Genomic DNA, 19,801 nt, shown 5'->3' on the forward strand with positions numbered 1-19,801 from the left:
AAAACAGTCACAGAGCGGCTCTAAAATAGGGTTAAAAATCATTGTGAATAACTGCCTTGGAAAAAGCTTGTGCCGTTGACTTAAAGTGTGCCTGACCGAAGCTAACGTCAGGTCATGAAAGCAGGCACACTCAACTACGCTTTAGGAAAAGAATATCGGACAACCCATGCCGACGCGCGCTACCGGCGTTATTTGCTGGCTCTTCTTGCGTCCGTGCTCGTGGCGTTGGCCGCGTTGCTTGGCACCTGGAAAAGCGCCCCCCACCACGGGCACAATTCTCCGGTTGAACTTATCAGCGGGGGATAAGCCGGCCGCGCAGCGCGGTTTTCTTTTCCGGCATTCGTAATAAAAAGGTTGTCGCCAGACAGTATAGGCATAAACTGCGGCGATGGCTAACAAGGCAGTGCTAGCAGCTCTCACGATTGCCGGCTCCGACAACAGCGGCGGAGCGGGCATCCAGGCCGATCTCAAAACATTCACCACACTGGGCGTATTTGGCGCGGCAGCGGTTACTTGTGTCGTTGCGGAGCATCCCGGCCGCGTGGAATCCATTCATCCGGTGCCGCCAAAAGAGGTGGCCCGCCAGATAGCCCTGGTATTCGAAGCATTTCCGGTTGGCGCGGCCAAAACCGGCATGCTGTATTCGAAGGCGATCATCGAGGTGGTCGCCCGCGAGCTTGAACTGTTGCCCCGGAAGAAGCGCCCTCCGCTGGTGGTCGATCCGGTTATGGTGGCAAGCAGCGGCGCGCTTTTGATGAAAAAGGAAGCCGTGCGCGCTTTGATGAATCGGCTGCTGCCTCTCGCGGCATTGGTTACGCCGAATCTCAATGAGGCCGAGGTTTTGTTGGGGCGCAGGATTCGCAACGTGGATGAGGCTGAATCGGCGGCTGTCGATTGCTTCCAGATTTGGGGGGTGCCCTTTTTGATCAAAGGCGGGCACTTGCAGGGGAGCGAGGCGGTGGATTTTTTATACGACGGCAGGAGGATGATGTCCCTGAACGCGGCCCGTGTTCCACGGGTGAAGACGCATGGCACCGGCTGCACCTATTCCAGCGCCATCACGGCCTGCCTTGCGCGGAGGCAGACGTTGTCGGAATCGGTTTGGACCGGCAAGGAATTTGTCACGCGGGCCATCCGGGATCATTTCAGATTGGGGCGCTATCAGTTGTTAAACCAATTGCCGGAGTGAGGTATCTGGGGAGCCGTCATGAAAGAACATTCGCAGCAAGCCGGAGCGTTGTTCTGGCTGGGGTTGGCCGCTTGCGCCGGAGTGTTTGCAGGCCGGGCGTGGCTGATGCCACCGTGGATTATCCCCGTCCTGTTTCTTTTCAGCGCCGGGCTTGTGCTTGGGACGAAAAAATGGCCCAGAGCCGTTTTCGCATTGTGCGCGGCGTTTTTTGCCTTTGCCTGTTACAGCAACGCGTTGTTGCATTATTATCCGCCGGAACACCTGCTGCGCACGATTGGCGAGGCGGGACAAACACAAAGGCTGAGGCTGTTGATTGCCGATGAACCCGGGAAAACATCCGACTCAAGCGGGCGGGCCCGCTGTGATTTTCTTGCGGAAGCCCGGGAGGCTTGGTCGGAAGCGGGTTGGCAAAAAATTTCCGGAAAAATCCGGGTGCGGATTTCCGGCGCCCCGATGCCGGACTTGCATTACGGCGATGTGGTGGAAACGGCGGGTTATGTCCGGTTCCCGTCAAGCCCCCGTAATCCCGGCGAATTTGATCTTCGCTCCTACCTGGCCGCAAAGAACATTTATTACGAGTGCCGTGCCGATGCCGGTGAGACGGTGGTGCTGCGCAGGGGCGAAGGACGGTGGCTGGAGGTGCAGGCGTACCGGTTGAGGGAACACATGTTGCGGACACTCGGCATCGGGCTTCAGGATGACCCGCAAATCTCCGCCCTGATGGCGGGAATGCTGTTTGGTTATCGCGACGGGATTGCGGAGGAAGTGACGGAGGCGTTTCGCAATACCGGGACGCTGCATTTGTTTGCCGTCAGCGGGCAAAATGTGGCGGAGATCCTCGGAATTTTGCTGGTGACTTTGCAACTGACCGGCGTGGTAAAGTGGCGCTACGCGTGGCTGGCATTGCCCGCGTTGTTGGTCTTTTGCCTGGCCACCGGGATGCAGGCCAGCGCGGCGCGCGCTTTCGTCATGGCCGCCTTTATTCTGGCGGGATGGGCCATCTGCCGTCCCGTGCAGGTGTTGAATTTGCTGGGGGCGGCGGCCTTGTTTCTGTTGGTCTGGGAGCCGAGGCAGATGTTCGACTGCGGGTTTCAACTTTCATTTCTGGCGGTGATGGGCCTGGCAACTGGCAGTCGCCCCGTGTCTTTATGGTGTTACCAGTGGGGAAAGCCGGATCCCTGGATTCCGAAGCGTCTGCTTTCCCGTTCGCGGAAGCTGATGGACCGGATTTACTACGGAGTTTGCGGGCTTGCGGCAGCTTCAATTTCGGCCTGGGTGGCCACACTCTGGATTTTGATCCTGCAATTTCATGTGCTGTCGCCTGTGACCCTGCTGGCGAACCTGGTGGTGGTTCCGTTGGCGGGACTGGTTGTAACGGTGGCGACGCTGTCTGTTTTTTGCGGATGGATATGGACGGGAATTTCCCTGCTCTTGAACCAGGTAAACTGGCTGTTGCTTAAGGCCATCCTGTGTTGCGTCATGTTGCTGTCAAAAGTGCCCGGCGGTTCTTTTTATGTCGGTTGGGATTCTCCCCCGCAGGAGCACGCCCGGTTTACTTTTTTCCAGGCCGGCCAGGCGGCGCCGGGTTTGTTGGAGTACGCCGGCAGGCGATGGCTGATTGATACCGGAACGGAGCAGGCTTGGAAATATACATTGGATCCCTGCCGCCGCAGCTTGGGTGTGAACCGGTTGGATGGCTTGATTTTGACGCAGGACGCCACCGCACATCTGGGTGGAGCGCCGGATCTGGCCCGGCATCTGCCGGTGCAGTTTTGGGTGGAAAGCGGATACCAGAGCCGGGCGGCGGCGCAGCATCGATTGTTGGATACATTACAACGGATGGGATTGGGAAAGCGCTTCTGGCGGCGTGGTGAAGTGCATGATCTGGCGGAACATTTGCGGGTACGGGTACTCTGGCCGCCGGGCTCGGAAACTTTTCCCCGGCAGGAGGACAACGGGTTGGTGTTGCAGTTTTGCATGCCTGGGGGCCGGCTGCTCTATGCCGGTGATATTTCGGAGGAGGTGGAAGGCCGACTTGCGGCGGAGGAACCGGATTTGAGGTCCGATTGCCTGGTGGAAGGGGAGCATTCAGCCGTTCGGAATCTGTCCCGGACCTGGCTCGAAAAAGTGCATCCGCGTTATGTGGTGCGTCCGGCCCGCGGTTACCAGCCTGACCGTTCCCTGACGCCCGATTTCTGGGAACGTGCGTCCGCAGGGGGGATCGAGGTGTTGCGCATGGAAAAAACCGGTGCGGTTTTCTTTGAAATTCAGCCGGAAGGCTGCCATATTGCCCCCTATCTTTGGGAGACCGGTTGGAAATAGTGGAAAGGCTTGTGGGATTGCGATGCGTGCGAAGCTGATATCGGGGACGGAAAAATGGGGCTTTGAGCAGCCAAGGGTTACTCTTGGGCGTTCCAGCCGCTGTGATATTAATGTGTCAGATCCTTCCGCCTCGCGCGTTCATGTCCAACTGAGGTATGATCTTTTGGGCCGTTACATGGTCATGGATTGCGGCAGCCGCAATGGGACCCTGTTGAATAACGAGCTTATTTTGGGGCCCACACTTCTCAAAAACGACGACGTGATCCGCATCGGCCAGCAGGAATTCATTTTTCAAGGCAATACCGGGTTGCCTGAATCCGGTACCGGAAAAATCGGCGCCAAGGTCGAAGCGCTTGAAAAATTCCCCATGATCATGGTGGCGGTCCGCTTGAGAGAGGATTCCTCGGCCCTGGTGCGCGAGCCATTGGCGTATAGCAATGTGTTTGGCCAATGGTTTGACGCCCATGAAAAATCGGTGGTAAAACATGAGGGCATTTTTGACAGCATCGATCAACGCGGTTTTTTCGCCTACTGGCCGACCGAGGAAAAAATTGTGCGGGAATCCATGAAGCAGGTTCTGGCCTTTGTGAAGGAAAGCCGGAAAACGACGGCCCGGCTTGTTGAGGAATTGCGCGAAGCCATTCCAGGCGCCCAATCGCAGCCGTTTCTTGCCTCGGGCATCGGGCTTCATTTTGGCATTGGGCACGGACGCAGAATGTCCAGCGGCGAGGCTGAATATTACCTGATGTGCGGCGAGGATGTGGAACTGGCGATTGACCTGTCATCGAAGGCGATTCAGAACGTGGACTTGGTGGTCTGCGATGAGAAAACCCAATCCATGCTGCCGGACCTTTCCCTTGCAACGCCGTTTGTGATGGGCGTGGTGGGCCCGCGCCGCCAGGCCATGCTGCTTCACAAATTGAAGATTTGAGGCGGCTTTTTATTCGCCCTTTTGATCCAGCGGAATCCAACTGTTGCCATCCCGTTTGAGCAGGTAGTTGGCCTCGGTGGGCCCCCAGTCGCCCTGCCGGTAGATGGCCACGGGGCTGTCCTGCCAGCCTTTTGAAATCGCATCCACAATCCGCCAGGCTTCGAGCACCTCATCCGACCGCGTGAAAAGTGTGGAATCACCCACGATAAAATCATGCAGCAAGCGCTCATAGGCCTCCGGGGAATAGGAGCCGAAACGGTTCTTGTAGGCGAAATCCATATCGACTGATCCCATGGCGCTTTTGCCCGGCACCTTGGCGTTGAATTGCAGGTGAATGCCTTCGTCCGGCTGGAGGCGGATGTGCAGGCGGTTCCGGTGCATTTGTTCCCGGTCCGTGGCGTGGAAAAGCGTCAGGGGCGGGCGGCGGAAGACAACAATGATTTCACTGGCGCGGGTGCGCAGGAATTTGCCGGTGCGCAGGTAGAAAGGCACGCCCGCCCAGCGCCAGTTGTCGATCATCAGCTTGAGCGCCACATAGGTTTCCGTGCTGGACGCCGGATTCACACGGTCCGACTGCCTGTAGCCCTCGTATTGGGCGCGAACCACGATGTTTTCCAGATTGGCCGACGACGGCGTCGGAATGGATTTCAGCACTTTTACTTTTTCATCGCGAATCGCCTCGGAATTGAGGGTCCCAGGAGGCTCCATCGACGTGATAGTCAAAAGCTGCATCAGGTGGTTTTGCACCATGTCCCGCAGGGCGCCGACCTGGTCGTAGTACGCGCCGCGGGTGCCGACGCCTTCATCCTCCGCCACGGTGATCTGGACATGGTCAATCAGCGAACGGTTCCAGATGGGTTCGTAAATCGAGTTTGCAAACCGGAAATACAGGAGGTTTTGAACCGTTTCCTTGCCGAGATAGTGGTCGATGCGGTAGAGGCAGGACTCACTGATGCAGCTTTGCAGGGAAGAAACCAGTTCCTTGGCCGATTGGTAATCGTGGCCGAAAGGTTTTTCGATTACGACGCGTGAGCGGCATTGGGGAGAAACGAGCCCGCAGCCGTGCAGGTGTTGCATGACGCTGGTGAAGCATTCCGGCGCAGTGGAGAGATAATAGAGCTCCTGCTGGAGTGATTTTTCCTGTTTCAGGCGGGCAACCCGCTCGGACAGGCTTTGGTAGGCGGCGGCATCGTCAAAGTTTCCGATATGATAGGAAAGGTGGGGGGCGAAGGCGTTCCAGTCCGCATCAGAAATCGGGGAAAAACGGGAATATTTTTTAATGCCTTCCAACATTTCTTCACGAAAGGCATCTTCGGTTTTTTCCCGGCGCGCGAATCCGATGATTTGGAATTGGTCGGGCAGGCTTTTTTCCTTGAACAGGCCGAAAAGCGCGGGGATCAGCTTGCGCCGGGTCAAATCGCCGCTTGCGCCAAAGATGACGAGAACAAAGGGCTTGGCGGTGCGCCCGGAAGGCAGGGATGAAAGATCCTGAAGCATAAGAACCGTAACGTTATCCGACTTTTAGCTAATTTCCAGTGCAACCTCGCATTTTTTCATTGCTCCTAAACGGTACAATTAAATATCCGGATTTCTCCAGAGTCACAGGCAATGCGGCCCGCCGGGAAGTCCGCGCCCTGGCCCTGCGCCATTTTTTCGATCCAGGGTTGTTTTTCGGCGCCCTTGGATACAAACCAAATTTCGCGGGCAAGCTTGAACAGCGGATAGGTGAGGGTCAGGCGCATGGCATCGGCTTGGGGAACCCAATTTGCCACCGCAAGTTTTGAGTTTTCTTCCAGAGCTTTTGTGCCGGGGAAAAGGGACGCGGTATGTCCGTCATTGCCGATTCCCAGCAGCACCAGATCGAAGCGCGTGGGGTGGGAGAGTTCCTTGTGCAGGCGCCTTTCGTAATCAGATGCCGCGTCCTCGGGTTTTTGCAGTTCGGTTTTCCAGCGTTCCAGCCTGACGTTGCGGGGATAAAAAGATTCATAAATCATGTGATAATTGCTGTCCTTGTGGTCCGCCGGCACCCAGCGTTCGTCGCCGATAAAAAGCTGGGTGGAAGACCAGGGCCACTCGATTTTGCTCAAGGCCTTGTAAAAGCTTTCAGGGCTGGAGCCGCCGGAAAGCGAAACGGTAAAATTACCGCGCTTTTGCAGGGCATTGCTGCCGGCCTGCTGCCAGGCTTTGATCAGGGCTTCGATCCAACTGTTTTCCGATTCAAACCGCAAGTGGGTCATTCGCGCACATAATAGAACGGCCGCGGGAACTGGCTACAAAGAAAAAACCGGTTTTTGGTCTTTTCTCAGGCGGGCGTTCGGCTTTAATCGGGCGGCATGGGCCCGCTCGACGAACTGGATCTCAGCAAGCAGATTGAGAGCAAGGCGAAGTACAAGGAGAAGCTGGAAAAGTACCAGTTGGAACTGCTGCATCTTCAGCGGATGCTCCAGCAATCCCGCCGCAACCTGATCCTGGTGTTCGAGGGCCCGGATGCGGCCGGCAAGGGAGGAGTCATCAAGCGTACCGTCGAGATCCTGGACCCGCGCAATATTCGCGTCTATTCGATTGTTAAGCCAACGCCGGAGGAATACAAACACCACTACATGTGGCGGTTTTGGAACAAGCTGCCGGCCTATGGCGACATCGCCATTTTCGACAGGAGCTGGTATGGCCGCGTCCTGGTGGAACGGGTGGAGGGTTTTGCAACCAAATCCGAATGGAAGCGGGCTTACGAGGAAATCAACAATTTTGAACGGGTGTTGGTGGACGATGGTTCGATCCTCATGAAATTCTACCTGCACATCACGAAGGAAGAACAACTGCTCCGTTTCAAGAAACGGGAGGGCGATCCCTACAAACATTGGAAGATCAACGCGGAAGATTGGCGCAACCGCGAAAAGTGGAACCAGCACAACGAAGCGGCGGAAGACATGTTTGCCAACACCAACACCAAATACGCGCCCTGGATGCTCGTGGAGGCCAACTTTAAATGGTATGCCCGTCTCAAGGTTTTGAAAGCCGTCGCCCGGAAACTGGAAAGCGAGCTGCCGCCCGAATGAATTCCCCCTCACTTCCCGACATACCGGAAGCAACCGTCAAGGTCCGGGTTTATTTTTTCGACACCGATGCCGGCGGGGTGGTGCATAATATCGCCTACCTGCGCATGATCGAGATTGCCCGCTCCGAACTGGCGGCTTCCCTCGGCTGGTCTCTGGATCAAATGACCACCGGCAACCGGGAATGCCCTGTCGTGGCGCGGACGGAAATCGATTATCTCAAACCCGCGCGCCTGGGCGACGATCTGCAGATTCATGCCTGGCTGGCCGGAATGGAAAAAATCAGATTTTACATTGAGTTTGTGGTGTCGCGCACCTCCGATGGCGCGGTCATCAGCCGTTGCCGCCAGACCATGGTGACCGTGGCACTGGACACCGGACGCCCGCGGCCGCTGCGCGAGGATTGGCGGGCCAAATGGCCGGCCCTGGAACAAAAAGCGCAAGCTTGAGATTTTTTCCACCGCAGAGAATGCAGCGGCATTTTAACCACGGATGAACACGAATAGACGCAGATGGGGAAACCAACATAAAATACGTTTTTTGAAAAACCCATGGCAAAAATGCCCTTGTTCCCTGACATCTTTTGTGTAAAATGTAATGCCAATGCGCTATGCGATAAAGATCAATTACCCTCTTGCGTTGATCTGGCTTGCAGCCGCATTTCTCCTTGCCCCGCTCCCTACGCAGGCCGACGGCTGTTATATTGCTTCCCAGAAAGCCTACAAAAAAATCCCAGGTATTCCGGCACAACGGGCTTTGTTGAAATGGGAAAACGGCAATGAGACACTGATCATATCCTCGACCCTTGATTCGGAATCGCAGAAACTCGGGTGGATTATCCCGCTTCCATCCACGCCAACGGAAATCACGAAAGCCGACCCGGGTGGCTTGAAAACATTGAGTTTTCTCGTGCAGCCGGAGATCACACATCTTGAGGGGTTCCCCATAACAGCCACTTTCTTCAGCCTGATTACGGTTCTGTTGGTTGCCACATTTCTGTTCAAACGGCCCAGGTTTGTCGAATTACTCGCATTCCTGTTCATTGTGCTGATTCTTGCCGGGTTGGCGGTGCCGGCAGTCTCAACCAGCATGGGTTCTGTAAATGTTGCATCCTCAGCACTTCGTGTTGAAAAAACTGCCAGAGTCGGTTCCTATGAAATCGCGGTACTCCACTCCAAGGATATAGCCGATCTAAATGTATGGCTGGGAGCAAATGACTTCGGCCCTTTTCCCGAAGCCGCAAATCCAATAGTCATTAATTATATTAAAAAAGGCTGGGTGTTTGCGGCCATTAAACTTGCCAGGGAGGAGCCGGGGGAAAACACGCCTCATCCCCTCAAAATAGCCTTCAAATCCAACAAAGCCGTTTATCCACTGCAACTAACAGCTTTGGCAGAAGGCGCGCCCATGTTTGAACTCTTTGTCTTGGGCAATGGCCGTGCCAGCTCGGAATTGCTCAAAACTGAATTCTGCGACCGGTATAATGAAAAGAAGGTTGCGCCGCCTGAGGAATATAACAGCTACTTTTCAGGTGAGAAATTTTACGAAAAAATCGGGCATCCCGACATCTGCAATCTTATGTGGAATGGCTGTGTGCTGACCAAATTATCGGGCGCGATCTCCGCAAGCAAAATGTCACGCGATCTTGATATTGCATGGTCGGATTATCAACCCTATCGGCGGCATTTTTATACGATAACTGGGGCTAAAACGGCCGGCTACATCCTATTCATCCTGTTACTTGGCGGTTATGTGTCCGTCTCGATGATTTTAAATCGCAACCCAATACGAATACCGCGCGGATTCGGAAACTGGCTGGCTCACAAAGTGGCCCCAGGAGTTTTGCTTTGTGGATTGGCAGCGCTGATTTTGTACCAGACAGTTCCAAAAATTCCTGCCGACGAAACATTGACTACAAGCCGTTTGTATCAAGCTTGGTTCCCACACCAGCTAGCTGAGGTTAGTAGTATCCCATTTTCAGAAAACCCGCCAATTTTTCAAAAGTCCGAGACGGAAATCGCTCAAGCCATCCTGGCGGAATTTGATAGGTCTCGCAAAAATTCAGCTTGGAACAAAACAAAAGACTCCAACCTCCTCTTTGGAGGCAACGTGACGGTTGAATCCACCCCTGGGAATTTTACAGTTGAGAAGCAAGGCTCGATAGTCATCGTGAACATTTATGACGCTATTGGATGTCGTCGAACATCATACCAATACGATCCGATTTCTACTTCTTTAAAAAAGCCTCAACGCGCGAATTGATATTTTTTTTGTGGTTTTACTTCTTTGTTGCACTTCTGACGAATCCGTCCCCGTCCTTTGGCCAACGTAAGAAATATATTGCAGGATGCAAAATCGGGCGCAGCAAGCTGGCCTCTCCATTTCCTATGCGGAGAATAGGATAAAAATGGGCTCGCTTCAGCCCATTTTTACATCAAACCCTGCTGCCCTTCGGAAAGTTTCGGGCGGACTTTTTTCTCCTGGGGTATAATGCCGCCAACTAATTGTACCGTGCCGTCTGCTGCTTTTGCCAGTGTCGGCTTGGTATCGCCAACGGTCCGGTCTTCTTGTTTCAAGATTTTGCCTTTGGAGTTGGCCATTGTGTAACGGGAGGTTTTTGCCCCTACTGTATGCACGATGTGGATGTTCTGGTCCTTGTCAAATTCCACGACTGGATCAGCATAAGCGGTCAACTTTCCAAGCCGGATGGTCGTGTAAACCGTGTTGATATCCGGATCTTCCACGCGCAGGTACAGGTTGGAGTCGTTGTTTTCCAGGAAGCGGATCAGGGAATAAACCCGTTTGGTGCCCTCATTGTATAATTCCTTCTTCCATACGACGTCGCCCTTGCCGACGCTGAAATAAAGTTCGGATGTCAGGAGGGGGCGGCGGCCCGGGATATTGACCACGGCTTGGACGGTGTAGGATCCGGTCGAGCGAATTGCGAAATACGGAGTGACATTGATGGGGACCTTCAGGGTTTCGCCGGGTGGAATGGTTGAAGCGGGAACTGTCAGAGTATTTTCCGAATGAATTTTTTCCTTGTTCACTGTGAAAATCATAAAATTGAGCCAGTCTTCATCGCTGCCGGGGTCGCGGCTCAAAACTATGGATTCATCGGTCGTGTTGGTGAGTGAAACCGTGAATTCCATGGGCTCATAGAGGAGATAGACCGTCCGGTCCTGGGAAAGTTTGATTTGCAACTGGGCGAATAATGCCGAGTTGGTGGCTGTCAGCAGCAACCCGGCCAGGAGGATTGGGGAAAATCGCATGAACAACCTCTAGCGCAGAAAATTGCCGTTGACAAGCCGGGTAAACATGCAAGCACGGAGTTTTTTTAACAGGAAGATCGCAAAGGACATTTTACAAAAAAAGGGCACGGAGACGGGGAAAAGTCAGAGGTTTGAATTAAGAAATGTTTTTCCCGCGTTTATTCAAAATTTCCGCCCAGGGCGAGATGCAGATTCACGCGCTGGGTCAAGCGGCCTCCCTTGGCGCTTATCAAACTGCTAAGAGCCTGCAATTCCTGCCGTTGCGCGAGAAGGACGCTCGCCAGGTCCGTCGCGCCTTCCTTGTAGCGCAGTTCGGCTGTTTTCCGCGCTTCGCCATAGTTGCTTGCGGCTTCGGAGAACTGGGCTTCCTGCTTTGCCAGCGAGTCTTCGTTATCGAGCGCATTCTCCACTTCCTGAAAGGCATTCAGCGCCGCCTTCGTGTATTGGGCGACTGCTTCCTTTTGCGCCCCTTGGGCCCGGTCAAATTCCGCCCTTCTCAATCCGCCGTCGAAAAGCGGCTGGAAAAGGTTGGCTGCAAAATTTGCCACCACCTGCCTGGGATCGATGAGGCTTTTCAGCGCATTCCCGCTGACTCCAATTTCCGGAGTCAGCGAAATCCGGGGCAGCCGCGCGGCCTGGGCTTCTTTGGTAAAATGAAAAGCCGCCGCCACTTCGCGTTCGGCGGAAATGATGTCCGGGCGCCGTTCCAGGATTTGTGAAGGCAGGCCGGCCGGTATTGGTGGCGGGAGCGCCTGCAACTCTTTGACTGTTTCGAGTTCATTGGACGGATACCGGCCCAGCAGGGTTTCCAGGCTGCGGTTGGCTTCATTGAATGCGGTTTCCGCCGCTTGCGCGGATTGCCGGGAGGTGGCCAGGTCCCCCTTGGCATTGGCCAGGTCCTGCCGGGTCACGTTCCCCGCATCAAACTGCGCCTGCACGATCTGCAAAATATCCTGAAAGTTGCCCGTCAGTTTCCGGTTCAAATCGCGCTGCAGCCGGGTTTGGACCGACAGGAAATAGGCTTTCGCAACCTGGGCGGCGAGTGATTGCCGCGCGAAATCGTAATCGGCCTGGGAGGCATGAAATTGTTCCAATGCGCCGCGATGCGCCTCGCGCAGGCGGCCCCAAATATCCAGTTCCCAACTCAGTTGCAAAGATGCGCCCAAAACCGTGCTGTCGCTTTGATGGAGTGGATTGTTATCTGGTTTGAGTTGGTCGGTCTTTGTCCAGCCGGCATTAAAGTCCAGCTCGGGTACAAGCGCGGCGCCGGCTTTTCTGGCTTCCGCCTGGGCTTGGTCGAGCTTGGCCGAGGCGATCAGCAGGTTGGGATTTTTTTCCATGCTTTCTGCGATCAGTTGTACCAGGAGGGGATCGCCGAAGTTTGAAATCCAGCCGTTTCTGACTTCACCCGGGATTGCGCCGCTTTTCCAGGAAGATGGGGCGAGCGCCGCCATGTTTTTTTGAGCCTCGGGCGCCGGCCCGCTGGAACACGACAGAAGCATCCCGCACAGAACCAGGAGGCTGAACCCCATGAATGCGGCTTGTCTTTGAGTTTCAAGTTTCAAGTTCGCGCCCGCTGAATCCGTCCACTGGCGGATTTGTAAGTTTTAAGCACCTCTGCGCCTTTGCGGCTCTGCGCGAGACCATGTGTTGGCTTTCATTCGTGTCATTCCTGGTCCAGATCTTTGCCATCGGCCAGCAACTTCCGCGCCCGGAGCAGCTCTTCCCGTTGTTCCTTCCCAACCTCGGGATACTCAAGTCCGAGGGATTCCAGCGTTTCGATCACCACCGAGGACACCACCATGCGCGTGAACCATTTGTTGTCCGCCGGCACCACATGCCACGGGGCATGGCCCGTCGCGGTGTTCCGGATCATGTCCTCATACGCCTTCATGTAATCATCCCAACGCGCGCGCTCCCGGGAATCGGCCGTGGAGAATTTCCAGTTCTTTTCCGGATTGTCCAGCCGCGCAAGGAAACGTTTTTTTTGCTCCTTTTTTGAGAGGTTCAGGAAAAATTTGCGGATGACCACCCCGTTGCGCGTGAGATAACGCTCGAAGTTCCGGATGTCCTCGTATCGTTCGTCCCAGATTTTTTTGGTGACAAGTTCTTCCGGGATTTTTTCATTTTTCAGGTATTCCGGGTGCACGCGCACGACGAGCGTTTCCTCATAATAGCTGCGGTTAAAGATGCCAATCCGCCCCCGCTCGGGCAGGCACTTCATGCAGCGCCACAGGTAGTCGTGATTGAGTTCTTCCGACGACGGGCTTTTGAAGGAAAAAACCTGGCAGCCCTGGGGGTTGATTCCCGACATCACATGCTTGATGACGCCGTCTTTGCCGGCGGCATCCATCGCCTGGAAAATCAGGAGGATGGACCAGCGGTCCTGCGCGTAGAGGACATCCTGAAAATCCGCCAGCGTTTCAATGCCGCTTTGCAGGATTTCTCCGGCCTCCTGCTTGCTGGCGGCGCCAAGCCCGTTTGTGTCGCCGGGATCAAAGTCCTTCAGCGAAAATTTATGCCCTTTTGTGATCTGGTAGAGCTTCGCAAATTTCCGCGCCTTGTGAAGGACTTCCTTGGTTTTCATGTTTTAGATGGCGGCGGCGCGGGTCATTTCATTAATTTAGGCATCCGGGCTAGCCGTACACCTTTACAAATTTTTCGCCCTTTTTAAGTTTGCCGCCGCTGCTCCATTTGACCCCGTTGTAATTCTGGCGGAATTCCTCGCTGATGTTCCGTGGTGCCGAGCCTTTGCCGTTTTGAATTCCCGCAGCCTTTGTGGAAGGCGTCTTGGATTCCGTGCTCTTCGTCGCACATGTCCCGTGGCTTTTGCCGCAGCCGCAACCGCCGCTCGATTTTGCTTCACTCATTGCTTGTCTCCTTTTGAAAAATGGGGGGATACCGCTCCCCCTCGTTCCGCGTGCAAACACGGCGGAACTGGGAACTATGTTCCAAGCTCCGCCGCTCTGCGAACATTTTTTACGCGACTTTTACGTCAATTTGCAGGGGTTTGGCTTTTTCGCTCTTTGCCACCCGCACGTTCAAAACGCCGTTCTTGAAGTCCGCGGCGATTTTCGACGCGTCGGTATCTTCCGGTAGTGTGAAGCTGCGGGTAAAACTTCCGTAGCTCCGCTCCACGCGATGATACTTTTTGCCTTTGTCTTCCTTCTCGAACTTGCGTTCGCCGGTGATGACCAGTACGCCCCGGTTGACCGAAACCTTGACGTTTTCCTTTTCAACTTCAGGGAGTTCGGCCTTGATGACGTACTCTTTTTCGTCCTCGGTAATATCGACCAAGGGTGTCCAGGTACCGGCAGTCAGCCATTCGTTTTCCGCGTCTGCCCGTGTCGGGCTGGTGCTGAAGAACGAGGTGAGTCGATTCTGGAAGTCATCCAGTTCTCTCAATGGATCCCATTTTGTAATGCTTCTCATGGTAATTATTTCCTTTCCACCTTCATAACTGCACATTCCATGCCAGCCTTTTTGGAAGGCAGCGCAATTTATAAGCCATTCATAAAAAGGAACTTATGGATTACGAAAAGCCGATATTTTTAATCAAGTAGTGACATATTGTCGCATTACAAAATTACAAAATTTCAAAATGTGTCATTCTGTCGCTTTTTGTCAAAGCCTCTCTTCTCGACTTAACCATTTAGGTCAGCTACAATCCGTTCACAGTGAAGCGGTTATCCGCATTCAGAAATTAATATTCCACCCAAGCCGAACTGGAATAAGACCTGCACTTATTCAGTTGAGAGTAAAATTATGGATTTAAACAAATTCACAGAAAAGGCCCAGCAAGCCCTCGCCGAAGCCCAGCAGACCGCCGCCCGGCTCGGCCACCAAAATGTCGATGTTGAGCACCTGCTCATGGCCTTGATCGAACAGGAAAACGGCCTCGCAGCGCGTTTGGTGGAAAAATGCCGGATCTCGCTCGAACTCCTGCTTTCCAAGCTGGAAGGCGAACTCGGCAAAATCCCGCGTGTCAGCCATTCAGGCACCCAGCCGGGGAACCTCTACATAACCCAACGTCTCAACGCCCTGTTGGCAAAAGCCCAGGACGAAGCCAAGCGCCTGAAAGACGAGTACGTCAGCGTCGAGCATCTCATTCTCCCAATGTTCGACGAACCGCGCGACAGCGGCGTCGGCAAGGTGTTTGCCGATCTCTTTTTCCGGAAGGAAGATTTTCTCAAGGCCCTGACTGAAGTCCGCGGCCATCAGCGTGTCACAAGCGCCAATCCGGAATCCACCTACGAAGCCCTTGAAAAATACGGGCGCGACCTGACGCGCCTCGCGCAGCAAAACAAACTCGACCCCGTCATCGGGCGCGATGCCGAAATCCGCCGCGCCATCCAGGTGTTGTCGCGCCGCACCAAAAACAACCCGGTGCTCATCGGCGAACCGGGCGTCGGGAAAACCGCAATCGTTGAAGGTTTGGCGCGCCGCATCGTGGCCGGCGATGTGCCGGAGAGCTTGAAGGAAAAACGCATCGTTACGCTCGATCTGGGTTCGTTGATTGCCGGCGCAAAATTCCGCGGCGAGTTTGAGGAACGCCTCAAGGCGGTGCTGCAGGAAGTTTCAAAGGCCGCGGGGCAGATCATTCTCTTCATTGACGAAATTCACACCATGGTCGGCGCGGGCAAGGCCGAAGGCGCCATGGATGCGGGCAACATGCTCAAGCCGATGCTCGCGCGCGGTGAATTGCATTGCATCGGCGCCACCACCCTCGACGAATACCGAAAATACATCGAAAAAGACGCCGCGCTTGAACGGCGCTTCCAGCCCGTCATGGTCAACGAACCGAGCGTCGAAGACACCATTTCCATCCTGCGCGGCCTGCGTGAGCGTTACGAACTGCATCACGGAGTCCGAATTCAGGACGCCGCCCTCGTGGCTGCAGCGACCCTTTCACATCGCTATATTTCCGACCGCTTTTTGCCAGACAAGGCCATCGACCTGATGGATGAGTCCGCCGCGAAATTGCGCACGGAAATGGAGTCCATGCCGGAGGAACTGGAATCCCTCGAGCGGCGCGTCATGCAATTGGAAATCGAACGCGAGGCGCTGAAAAAAGAAAAAGACAAGGCGTCCAAGAGTCGGCTGGCCGATCTCGAAAAGGAACTGGCCAATTTAAAATCCGAGCGCGACACGCTTAAAGCCCAGTGGACTGCTGAAAAGGGCTCTCTTGAAAACGTACGGGCGTTGCGCGAACAGTTGGAAGCCCTGCGCCATCAGATGGAGGTCGCCCAGCGCAATCTGGACAACAGCAAGGCCGCCGAACTCAAATATGGAAAAATTCCGGACCTCGAGAAAAAAATCAAGGAAGCCGAGGGCAAATCCGCAGGCAAAAAAGGTGCTCCGCAGCTTTTGCAGGAGGAAGTCACCGCCGATGAAATCGCCGAGGTGGTCTCGCGCTGGACCGGCGTGCCGGTTTCCCGGCTGCTCGAAGGCGAGAAAGACAAGCTTTTGCGACTCGACCAGATTTTGCACGAACGTGTCATTGGACAGGACGAAGCCGTCCAGTCCGTGGCCGACGCCGTCATCCGCGCGCGTTCGGGTTTGAAAGATCCGAAGCGTCCAATTGGTTCCTTTATTTTCCTGGGCCCGACCGGTGTTGGCAAAACAGAGCTCGCGCGCGCGCTGGCCGAATCCCTTTTCGATTCGGAAGACAACATCATCCGGATCGACATGAGCGAATACATGGAAAAGCACGCGGTCGCGCGGCTGGTCGGCGCGCCTCCGGGCTATGTCGGCTACGAGGAAGGCGGTCAACTGACCGAAGCAGTCCGGCGAAAGCCCTATGCTGTCATCCTCTTTGATGAAATCGAAAAAGCGCATCACGATGTGTTCAACATCATGCTGCAAATTCTGGATGATGGTCGCCTGACCGACAGCCAGGGCCGGACGGTGGATTTCAAGAATTCGCTCATCATCATGACGTCGAATATCGGAAGCCCGTATCTGATTGAAAACAGCGGCGACTCCGGAATCATCGACGACAAGACGCGCTCAAAAGTCATGGGCGAGTTGCGACAGCATTTCCGCCCGGAATTTTTGAATCGCGTGGACGACGTGGTGCTCTTCAAGCCGCTGACGCTGCCTGAGATCAAACAGATTGTGGATTTGCTGTTGGGCCAGTTGCGGGGCCGCCTGAAAGATCGCGGGATTGAGTTGGAACTGAGCGATGCCGCGCGTGAACATATTGCCCGCAGCGGTTACGATCCGGTGTATGGCGCGCGTCCGCTCAAACGTTTCCTCCAGCGCGAGCTGGAGACCGGCCTCTCGCGGAAACTGCTGGCTGGAGAAGTGACCGACAACAGCAAGGTACACATCGATTTCAAAAATGACGCGCTGAGCTATACCTCGAAAGCGCGGGGTTAGAGAAAATATATTTCACCACAACCTATTGATTAAAAACGGCAAGGCCGTTTCGTCCTTCAGTGCAAACATTTTGGAGTGCGCAGACATGTCTGCGCTTTGGAAACGGGCGACATGTCGCCCGTGATGGAAAGCGGCGTCGTGCCGCCGCAGTCCAAACTAGTCTCGTGGCGATCTATCCTGTTGGTGTTACGCGAAGTTAATGTTGCCCGAGATGCCGTTTTCCACGGCGCGGTCCAATAACTGAACCAAAGCTGCACGCTCAACCGCGCGACTTTTACGGCGGATGGGAATAATGATTCCGTCATACACCTGTGCCTTGGTGATGTCAGGGAAGCATTGCGGGGAGCAGTCCGAGTCCACCGTTTCCCCGTTCTGAAGAAGACCAATCACGTCATGCACTCCGATGCGGCTGCCCTAGAGTCGAGTTCAATTCAGATTGTGGAGCAAGTGAGCCTGTCTCGACCCGCTATTTTTGGATGTGATCCGCCAGAGGTGAGACAGCCAAGTGCAGCCCTGCATGAAAAGCCTTGGGCGGGACGCCCAGGCTACTTTGGAACGAATCACGCGTCGTATTGTTTGTGATCGCCGACCCAATCGAGGTGGAATTTTTTCCCCTTGGGCTGGTCGATCCGCTCATAGGTGTGCGAGCCGAAATAATCGCGCTGCGCTTGCAGGAGATTGGCAGGCGACTGCTCGCTGCGGTAGCTGTCGAAATACGCCAGCGAGGCGCTGAAGGCCGGCGCCGCGATGCCCGACAGGGCGGATTCGGCCACAATCTTCCGCCAGTTGTGCTGGGTTTTTTCGATGATCTCCTTGAAATAAGGGTCCAGCAACAGGTTGGTTAGTGCCGGGTCCTTGTCATAGGCGTCCTTGATCCGCTGCAGGAAGCGGGCGCGAATGATGCAGCCGCCGCGGAAGATCATGGCGATTTCACCGTAGTGCAGGTTCCAGTTGTATTGCTGCGAGGCGGCCCGCATCAGGGCAAAGCCCTGGGCATAGGAACAAATCTTCGAGGCATAAAGGGAGTCGCGCACCGCCTGGATCAATTCATCCTTCCCGCCGCTGAAAGCAAGCTTCGGACCTTTTAAAATCCGGGAGGCTGCCACACGCTCTTCCTTCAGCGCGGAGAGGCAGCGGGCGAATACCGCCTCGGACATCGTCGAGGCCGGGATGCCCATGTCCAAAGCGGAGTTGATGGTCCATTTGCCCGTCCCTTTTTGGCCCGCCCGATCCATGATGACATCGACCATCGGCTGTCCGGTGGCGGGGTCCTGAAATCCGAGAATTTTGCCCGTGATTTCAATCAGGAAGGAGTCCAGATCTCCTTCGTTCCATTCGGTGAATGTTTTCTGCAATTCCGAAATGCCCAGACCGATGCCGTGCCGCAGGATGTTGTAGGCTTCGCAAATGAGCTGCATGTCGCCGTACTCGATGCCGTTGTGCACCATCTTGACATAATGGCCCGCGCCGTCCGGGCCGATATAAGCCGTGCAGGGCACGCCACCCTCGACCGGCTTGCCAGGCTTCGCGCCTTCGATGGGCTTGCCAGTGGTCGCATCGACCTTGGCGGCCACCGCCTTCCAAATGGGTTCCAGTTCCTTCCAGGATTCCGGATCGCCGCCGGGCATCAGGCTGGGGCCGAAGCGGGCGCCTTCTTCGCCGCCGGAAACGCCGGAGCCGATGAAACGCAGGCCTTTTTCCCTGAGATCCTTTTCACGACGGATGGTGTCTTCGTAAAGTGAGTTGCCGCCGTCGATCAGGATGTCGTCTTTTGCGAGCAGCGGGACCAGCCCGTCGATGACCGCGTCGGTTGCCTTGCCGGCCTGGACCAGGATCACAATTTTACGCGGGGCGGAAAGGGATTGGACAAATTCCTCCAGGGTTTTCGCGCCGATCAGCCCGCCGGGCGTACCGGGATTTTCGGAAACGAAGGCTTCTGTTTTGGAGGTGGTGCGGTTGTAAACGGAAATTTGGAAGCCATGATCCGCGATGTTGAGGGCGAGATTCTGGCCCATGACCGCCAGACCGATGAGACCGATGTCCGATTTTTGCTTCATAGAGGGTATTTGAAAGGAGCCGACATTATGAGTTGAAACAAAACCTGTCCAATCGTTTTCTGCCGGTATTTGGCAGGCGCGGATTGAGGCGTTGCCTCACGCGGATTAACAAGTTCGACAGGATGCTGGATGAGGTGCAGATCCATATCGAGTGCGGTGGCAAGCCCGTGGGCGCGCCGCCGCTTTGGGTTTCCTGGAAAAGACAAATCCGACATACATCGCGAGTAAAAAGCGCCGGAAACCCCCTTGTCCTCCCCATTGTCAGGGGGATGGCGAAAGCTTTGCTGGCGCAAGAGCGTGCGACGTCAGCTTTGTTCCTGATTCAAGCCAGGACGAATTCGAATTCTTCGGCGTTGAATTCTTCGCCTTCGATCAGGATCCGGTTTTCCTGGGCGTCAAAGGTGCCGTATTCGCCGAGGGACCAGCCGGGGCCGCCGATGATTTTGACCAAGTGGCAGCCGTTTCGGAAATTGGGGCGCAGGCTGGCGCGGAGGGCCCTGGCCTTTTTAATATCGTGGTGCCGTTTGATGGAAAGGGCGGCGCAGCCGGTGATGATGCCCACCGCTGTCAGTAACAAGGCCGTTTTTTTGTCCATG

18 protein-coding genes are annotated in these 19,801 nt (G+C 55.1%); 8 read left to right on the plus strand and 10 right to left on the minus strand.

Going from position 1 to position 19,801, the window contains the following annotated elements; all coding sequences use genetic code 11:
• The first annotated feature begins 114 nt into the window (after window positions 1–114).
• The 4 genes from PHD76_07245 to PHD76_07260 all read left to right on the plus strand — a co-directional run bounded on the left by PHD76_07245 (window position 115) and on the right by PHD76_07260 (window position 4,442).
• Window positions 115–306 carry a hypothetical protein gene (locus tag PHD76_07245; GenBank protein MDD5261631.1) on the plus strand — a complete coding sequence of 64 codons (192 nt, stop codon included), beginning with the start codon at window positions 115–117 and terminating at the stop codon, window positions 304–306.
• An 82-nt stretch (window positions 307–388) separates the two neighbouring features.
• Window positions 389–1,189, plus strand: coding sequence for a bifunctional hydroxymethylpyrimidine kinase/phosphomethylpyrimidine kinase (thiD, locus tag PHD76_07250; protein MDD5261632.1), 801 nt, complete (start codon window positions 389–391; stop codon window positions 1,187–1,189).
• Window positions 1,190–1,207: 18 nt separating this feature from the next.
• A complete protein-coding gene (locus PHD76_07255; protein ID MDD5261633.1) occupies window positions 1,208–3,511 on the plus strand; it encodes a ComEC/Rec2 family competence protein in 2,304 nt (767 codons plus the stop codon).
• Between the two features lie 22 nt (window positions 3,512–3,533).
• Window positions 3,534–4,442, plus strand: a complete 909-nt coding sequence (locus PHD76_07260; GenBank protein ID MDD5261634.1) for an FHA domain-containing protein — start codon at window positions 3,534–3,536, stop codon at window positions 4,440–4,442.
• A gap of 9 nt (window positions 4,443–4,451) precedes the next feature.
• Here the strand turns inward: PHD76_07260 and zwf are convergent, their stop codons facing one another.
• Together zwf and pgl are read right to left on the minus strand one after the other, a co-directional pair.
• Window positions 4,452–5,939 carry a glucose-6-phosphate dehydrogenase gene (gene zwf, locus PHD76_07265; protein ID MDD5261635.1) on the minus strand — a complete coding sequence of 496 codons (1,488 nt, stop codon included), beginning with the start codon at window positions 5,937–5,939 and terminating at the stop codon, window positions 4,452–4,454.
• 65 nt (window positions 5,940–6,004) lie between these two features.
• Window positions 6,005–6,679 carry a 6-phosphogluconolactonase gene (gene pgl / locus PHD76_07270; protein MDD5261636.1) on the minus strand — a complete coding sequence of 225 codons (675 nt, stop codon included), beginning with the start codon at window positions 6,677–6,679 and terminating at the stop codon, window positions 6,005–6,007.
• 96 nt (window positions 6,680–6,775) lie between these two features.
• Here pgl and PHD76_07275 point away from each other — a divergent pair, with 96 nt between their 5' ends.
• From PHD76_07275 to PHD76_07285, 3 genes are all read left to right on the plus strand, one after another.
• Window positions 6,776–7,498, plus strand: a complete 723-nt coding sequence (locus PHD76_07275; GenBank protein ID MDD5261637.1) for a hypothetical protein — start codon at window positions 6,776–6,778, stop codon at window positions 7,496–7,498.
• A complete protein-coding gene (locus PHD76_07280; protein ID MDD5261638.1) occupies window positions 7,495–7,944 on the plus strand; it encodes a thioesterase family protein in 450 nt (149 codons plus the stop codon). The genes PHD76_07275 and PHD76_07280 overlap by 4 nt, the downstream gene beginning before the upstream one ends.
• Before the next feature lie 154 nt (window positions 7,945–8,098).
• A complete protein-coding gene (locus PHD76_07285) occupies window positions 8,099–9,757 on the plus strand; it encodes a DUF2330 domain-containing protein (protein ID MDD5261639.1) in 1,659 nt (552 codons plus the stop codon).
• A 167-nt stretch (window positions 9,758–9,924) separates the two neighbouring features.
• On the opposite strand, the gene PHD76_07290 is transcribed toward PHD76_07285, so the two are convergent.
• From PHD76_07290 to PHD76_07310, 5 genes are all read right to left on the minus strand, one after another.
• Entirely contained in the window at window positions 9,925–10,767 is an 843-nt protein-coding gene (locus tag PHD76_07290; GenBank protein ID MDD5261640.1) for a hypothetical protein, read from the minus strand.
• A 158-nt stretch (window positions 10,768–10,925) separates the two neighbouring features.
• The gene (locus PHD76_07295; GenBank protein ID MDD5261641.1) at window positions 10,926–12,299 is read right to left on the minus strand and encodes an efflux transporter outer membrane subunit; all 1,374 of its coding nucleotides are present in this window, start codon (window positions 12,297–12,299) and stop codon (window positions 10,926–10,928) included.
• A gap of 134 nt (window positions 12,300–12,433) precedes the next feature.
• Entirely contained in the window at window positions 12,434–13,354 is a 921-nt protein-coding gene (locus PHD76_07300) for a polyphosphate kinase 2 family protein (GenBank protein ID MDD5261642.1), read from the minus strand.
• Between the two features lie 49 nt (window positions 13,355–13,403).
• Window positions 13,404–13,637: a hypothetical protein gene (locus PHD76_07305; GenBank protein MDD5261643.1), complete on the minus strand. Its 234-nt coding sequence runs from the start codon at window positions 13,635–13,637 to the stop codon at window positions 13,404–13,406.
• A gap of 109 nt (window positions 13,638–13,746) precedes the next feature.
• On the minus strand, window positions 13,747–14,199 hold the full coding sequence (locus PHD76_07310; protein MDD5261644.1) for an Hsp20/alpha crystallin family protein: 453 nt from the start codon (window positions 14,197–14,199) through the stop codon (window positions 13,747–13,749).
• Window positions 14,200–14,532: 333 nt separating this feature from the next.
• Here PHD76_07310 and clpB point away from each other — a divergent pair, with 333 nt between their 5' ends.
• Window positions 14,533–17,148 (plus strand): ATP-dependent chaperone ClpB, encoded by a 2,616-nt coding sequence (gene clpB, locus PHD76_07315; GenBank protein MDD5261645.1) that lies wholly within the window; start codon window positions 14,533–14,535, stop codon window positions 17,146–17,148.
• A gap of 186 nt (window positions 17,149–17,334) precedes the next feature.
• Here the strand turns inward: clpB and PHD76_07320 are convergent, their stop codons facing one another.
• The 3 genes from PHD76_07320 to PHD76_07330 all read right to left on the minus strand — a co-directional run bounded on the left by PHD76_07320 (window position 17,335) and on the right by PHD76_07330 (window position 19,800).
• The gene (locus tag PHD76_07320; protein MDD5261646.1) at window positions 17,335–17,538 is read right to left on the minus strand and encodes a hypothetical protein; all 204 of its coding nucleotides are present in this window, start codon (window positions 17,536–17,538) and stop codon (window positions 17,335–17,337) included.
• Window positions 17,539–17,708: 170 nt separating this feature from the next.
• Complete coding sequence (gene gndA, locus PHD76_07325; protein ID MDD5261647.1) at window positions 17,709–19,205, minus strand: NADP-dependent phosphogluconate dehydrogenase; 1,497 nt, start codon at window positions 19,203–19,205, stop codon at window positions 17,709–17,711.
• A 322-nt stretch (window positions 19,206–19,527) separates the two neighbouring features.
• Window positions 19,528–19,800 carry a hypothetical protein gene (locus PHD76_07330; protein MDD5261648.1) on the minus strand — a complete coding sequence of 91 codons (273 nt, stop codon included), beginning with the start codon at window positions 19,798–19,800 and terminating at the stop codon, window positions 19,528–19,530.
• Between the last annotated feature and the right edge of the window lies 1 nt (window position 19,801).

This window comes from Candidatus Methylacidiphilales bacterium (genome assembly GCA_028713655.1).
In the GTDB taxonomy this organism is placed as follows: domain Bacteria; phylum Verrucomicrobiota; class Verrucomicrobiia; order Methylacidiphilales; family JAAUTS01; genus JAQTNW01.

Bases quoted from the DNA above. Each gene is read 5' to 3' on its own strand.
- PHD76_07295 (MDD5261641.1), bottom strand. From the start codon at position 12,299: ATGGGGTTCAGCCTCCTGGTTCTGTGCGGGATGCTTCTGTCGTGTTCC.
- clpB (MDD5261645.1), top strand. From the start codon at position 14,533: ATGGATTTAAACAAATTCACAGAAAAGGCCCAGCAAGCCCTCGCCGAA.
- PHD76_07300 (MDD5261642.1), bottom strand. From the start codon at position 13,354: ATGAAAACCAAGGAAGTCCTTCACAAGGCGCGGAAATTTGCGAAGCTC.
- PHD76_07245 (MDD5261631.1), top strand. From the start codon at position 115: ATGAAAGCAGGCACACTCAACTACGCTTTAGGAAAAGAATATCGGACA.
- PHD76_07290 (MDD5261640.1), bottom strand. From the start codon at position 10,767: ATGCGATTTTCCCCAATCCTCCTGGCCGGGTTGCTGCTGACAGCCACC.
- PHD76_07275 (MDD5261637.1), top strand. From the start codon at position 6,776: ATGGGCCCGCTCGACGAACTGGATCTCAGCAAGCAGATTGAGAGCAAG.
- PHD76_07330 (MDD5261648.1), bottom strand. From the start codon at position 19,800: ATGGACAAAAAAACGGCCTTGTTACTGACAGCGGTGGGCATCATCACC.
- gndA (MDD5261647.1), bottom strand. From the start codon at position 19,205: ATGAAGCAAAAATCGGACATCGGTCTCATCGGTCTGGCGGTCATGGGC.
- PHD76_07285 (MDD5261639.1), top strand. From the start codon at position 8,099: ATGCGCTATGCGATAAAGATCAATTACCCTCTTGCGTTGATCTGGCTT.
- PHD76_07280 (MDD5261638.1), top strand. From the start codon at position 7,495: ATGAATTCCCCCTCACTTCCCGACATACCGGAAGCAACCGTCAAGGTC.
- zwf (MDD5261635.1), bottom strand. From the start codon at position 5,939: ATGCTTCAGGATCTTTCATCCCTGCCTTCCGGGCGCACCGCCAAGCCC.
- thiD (MDD5261632.1), top strand. From the start codon at position 389: ATGGCTAACAAGGCAGTGCTAGCAGCTCTCACGATTGCCGGCTCCGAC.
- PHD76_07305 (MDD5261643.1), bottom strand. From the start codon at position 13,637: ATGAGTGAAGCAAAATCGAGCGGCGGTTGCGGCTGCGGCAAAAGCCAC.
- PHD76_07255 (MDD5261633.1), top strand. From the start codon at position 1,208: ATGAAAGAACATTCGCAGCAAGCCGGAGCGTTGTTCTGGCTGGGGTTG.
- PHD76_07310 (MDD5261644.1), bottom strand. From the start codon at position 14,199: ATGAGAAGCATTACAAAATGGGATCCATTGAGAGAACTGGATGACTTC.
- pgl (MDD5261636.1), bottom strand. From the start codon at position 6,679: ATGACCCACTTGCGGTTTGAATCGGAAAACAGTTGGATCGAAGCCCTG.
- PHD76_07260 (MDD5261634.1), top strand. From the start codon at position 3,534: ATGCGTGCGAAGCTGATATCGGGGACGGAAAAATGGGGCTTTGAGCAG.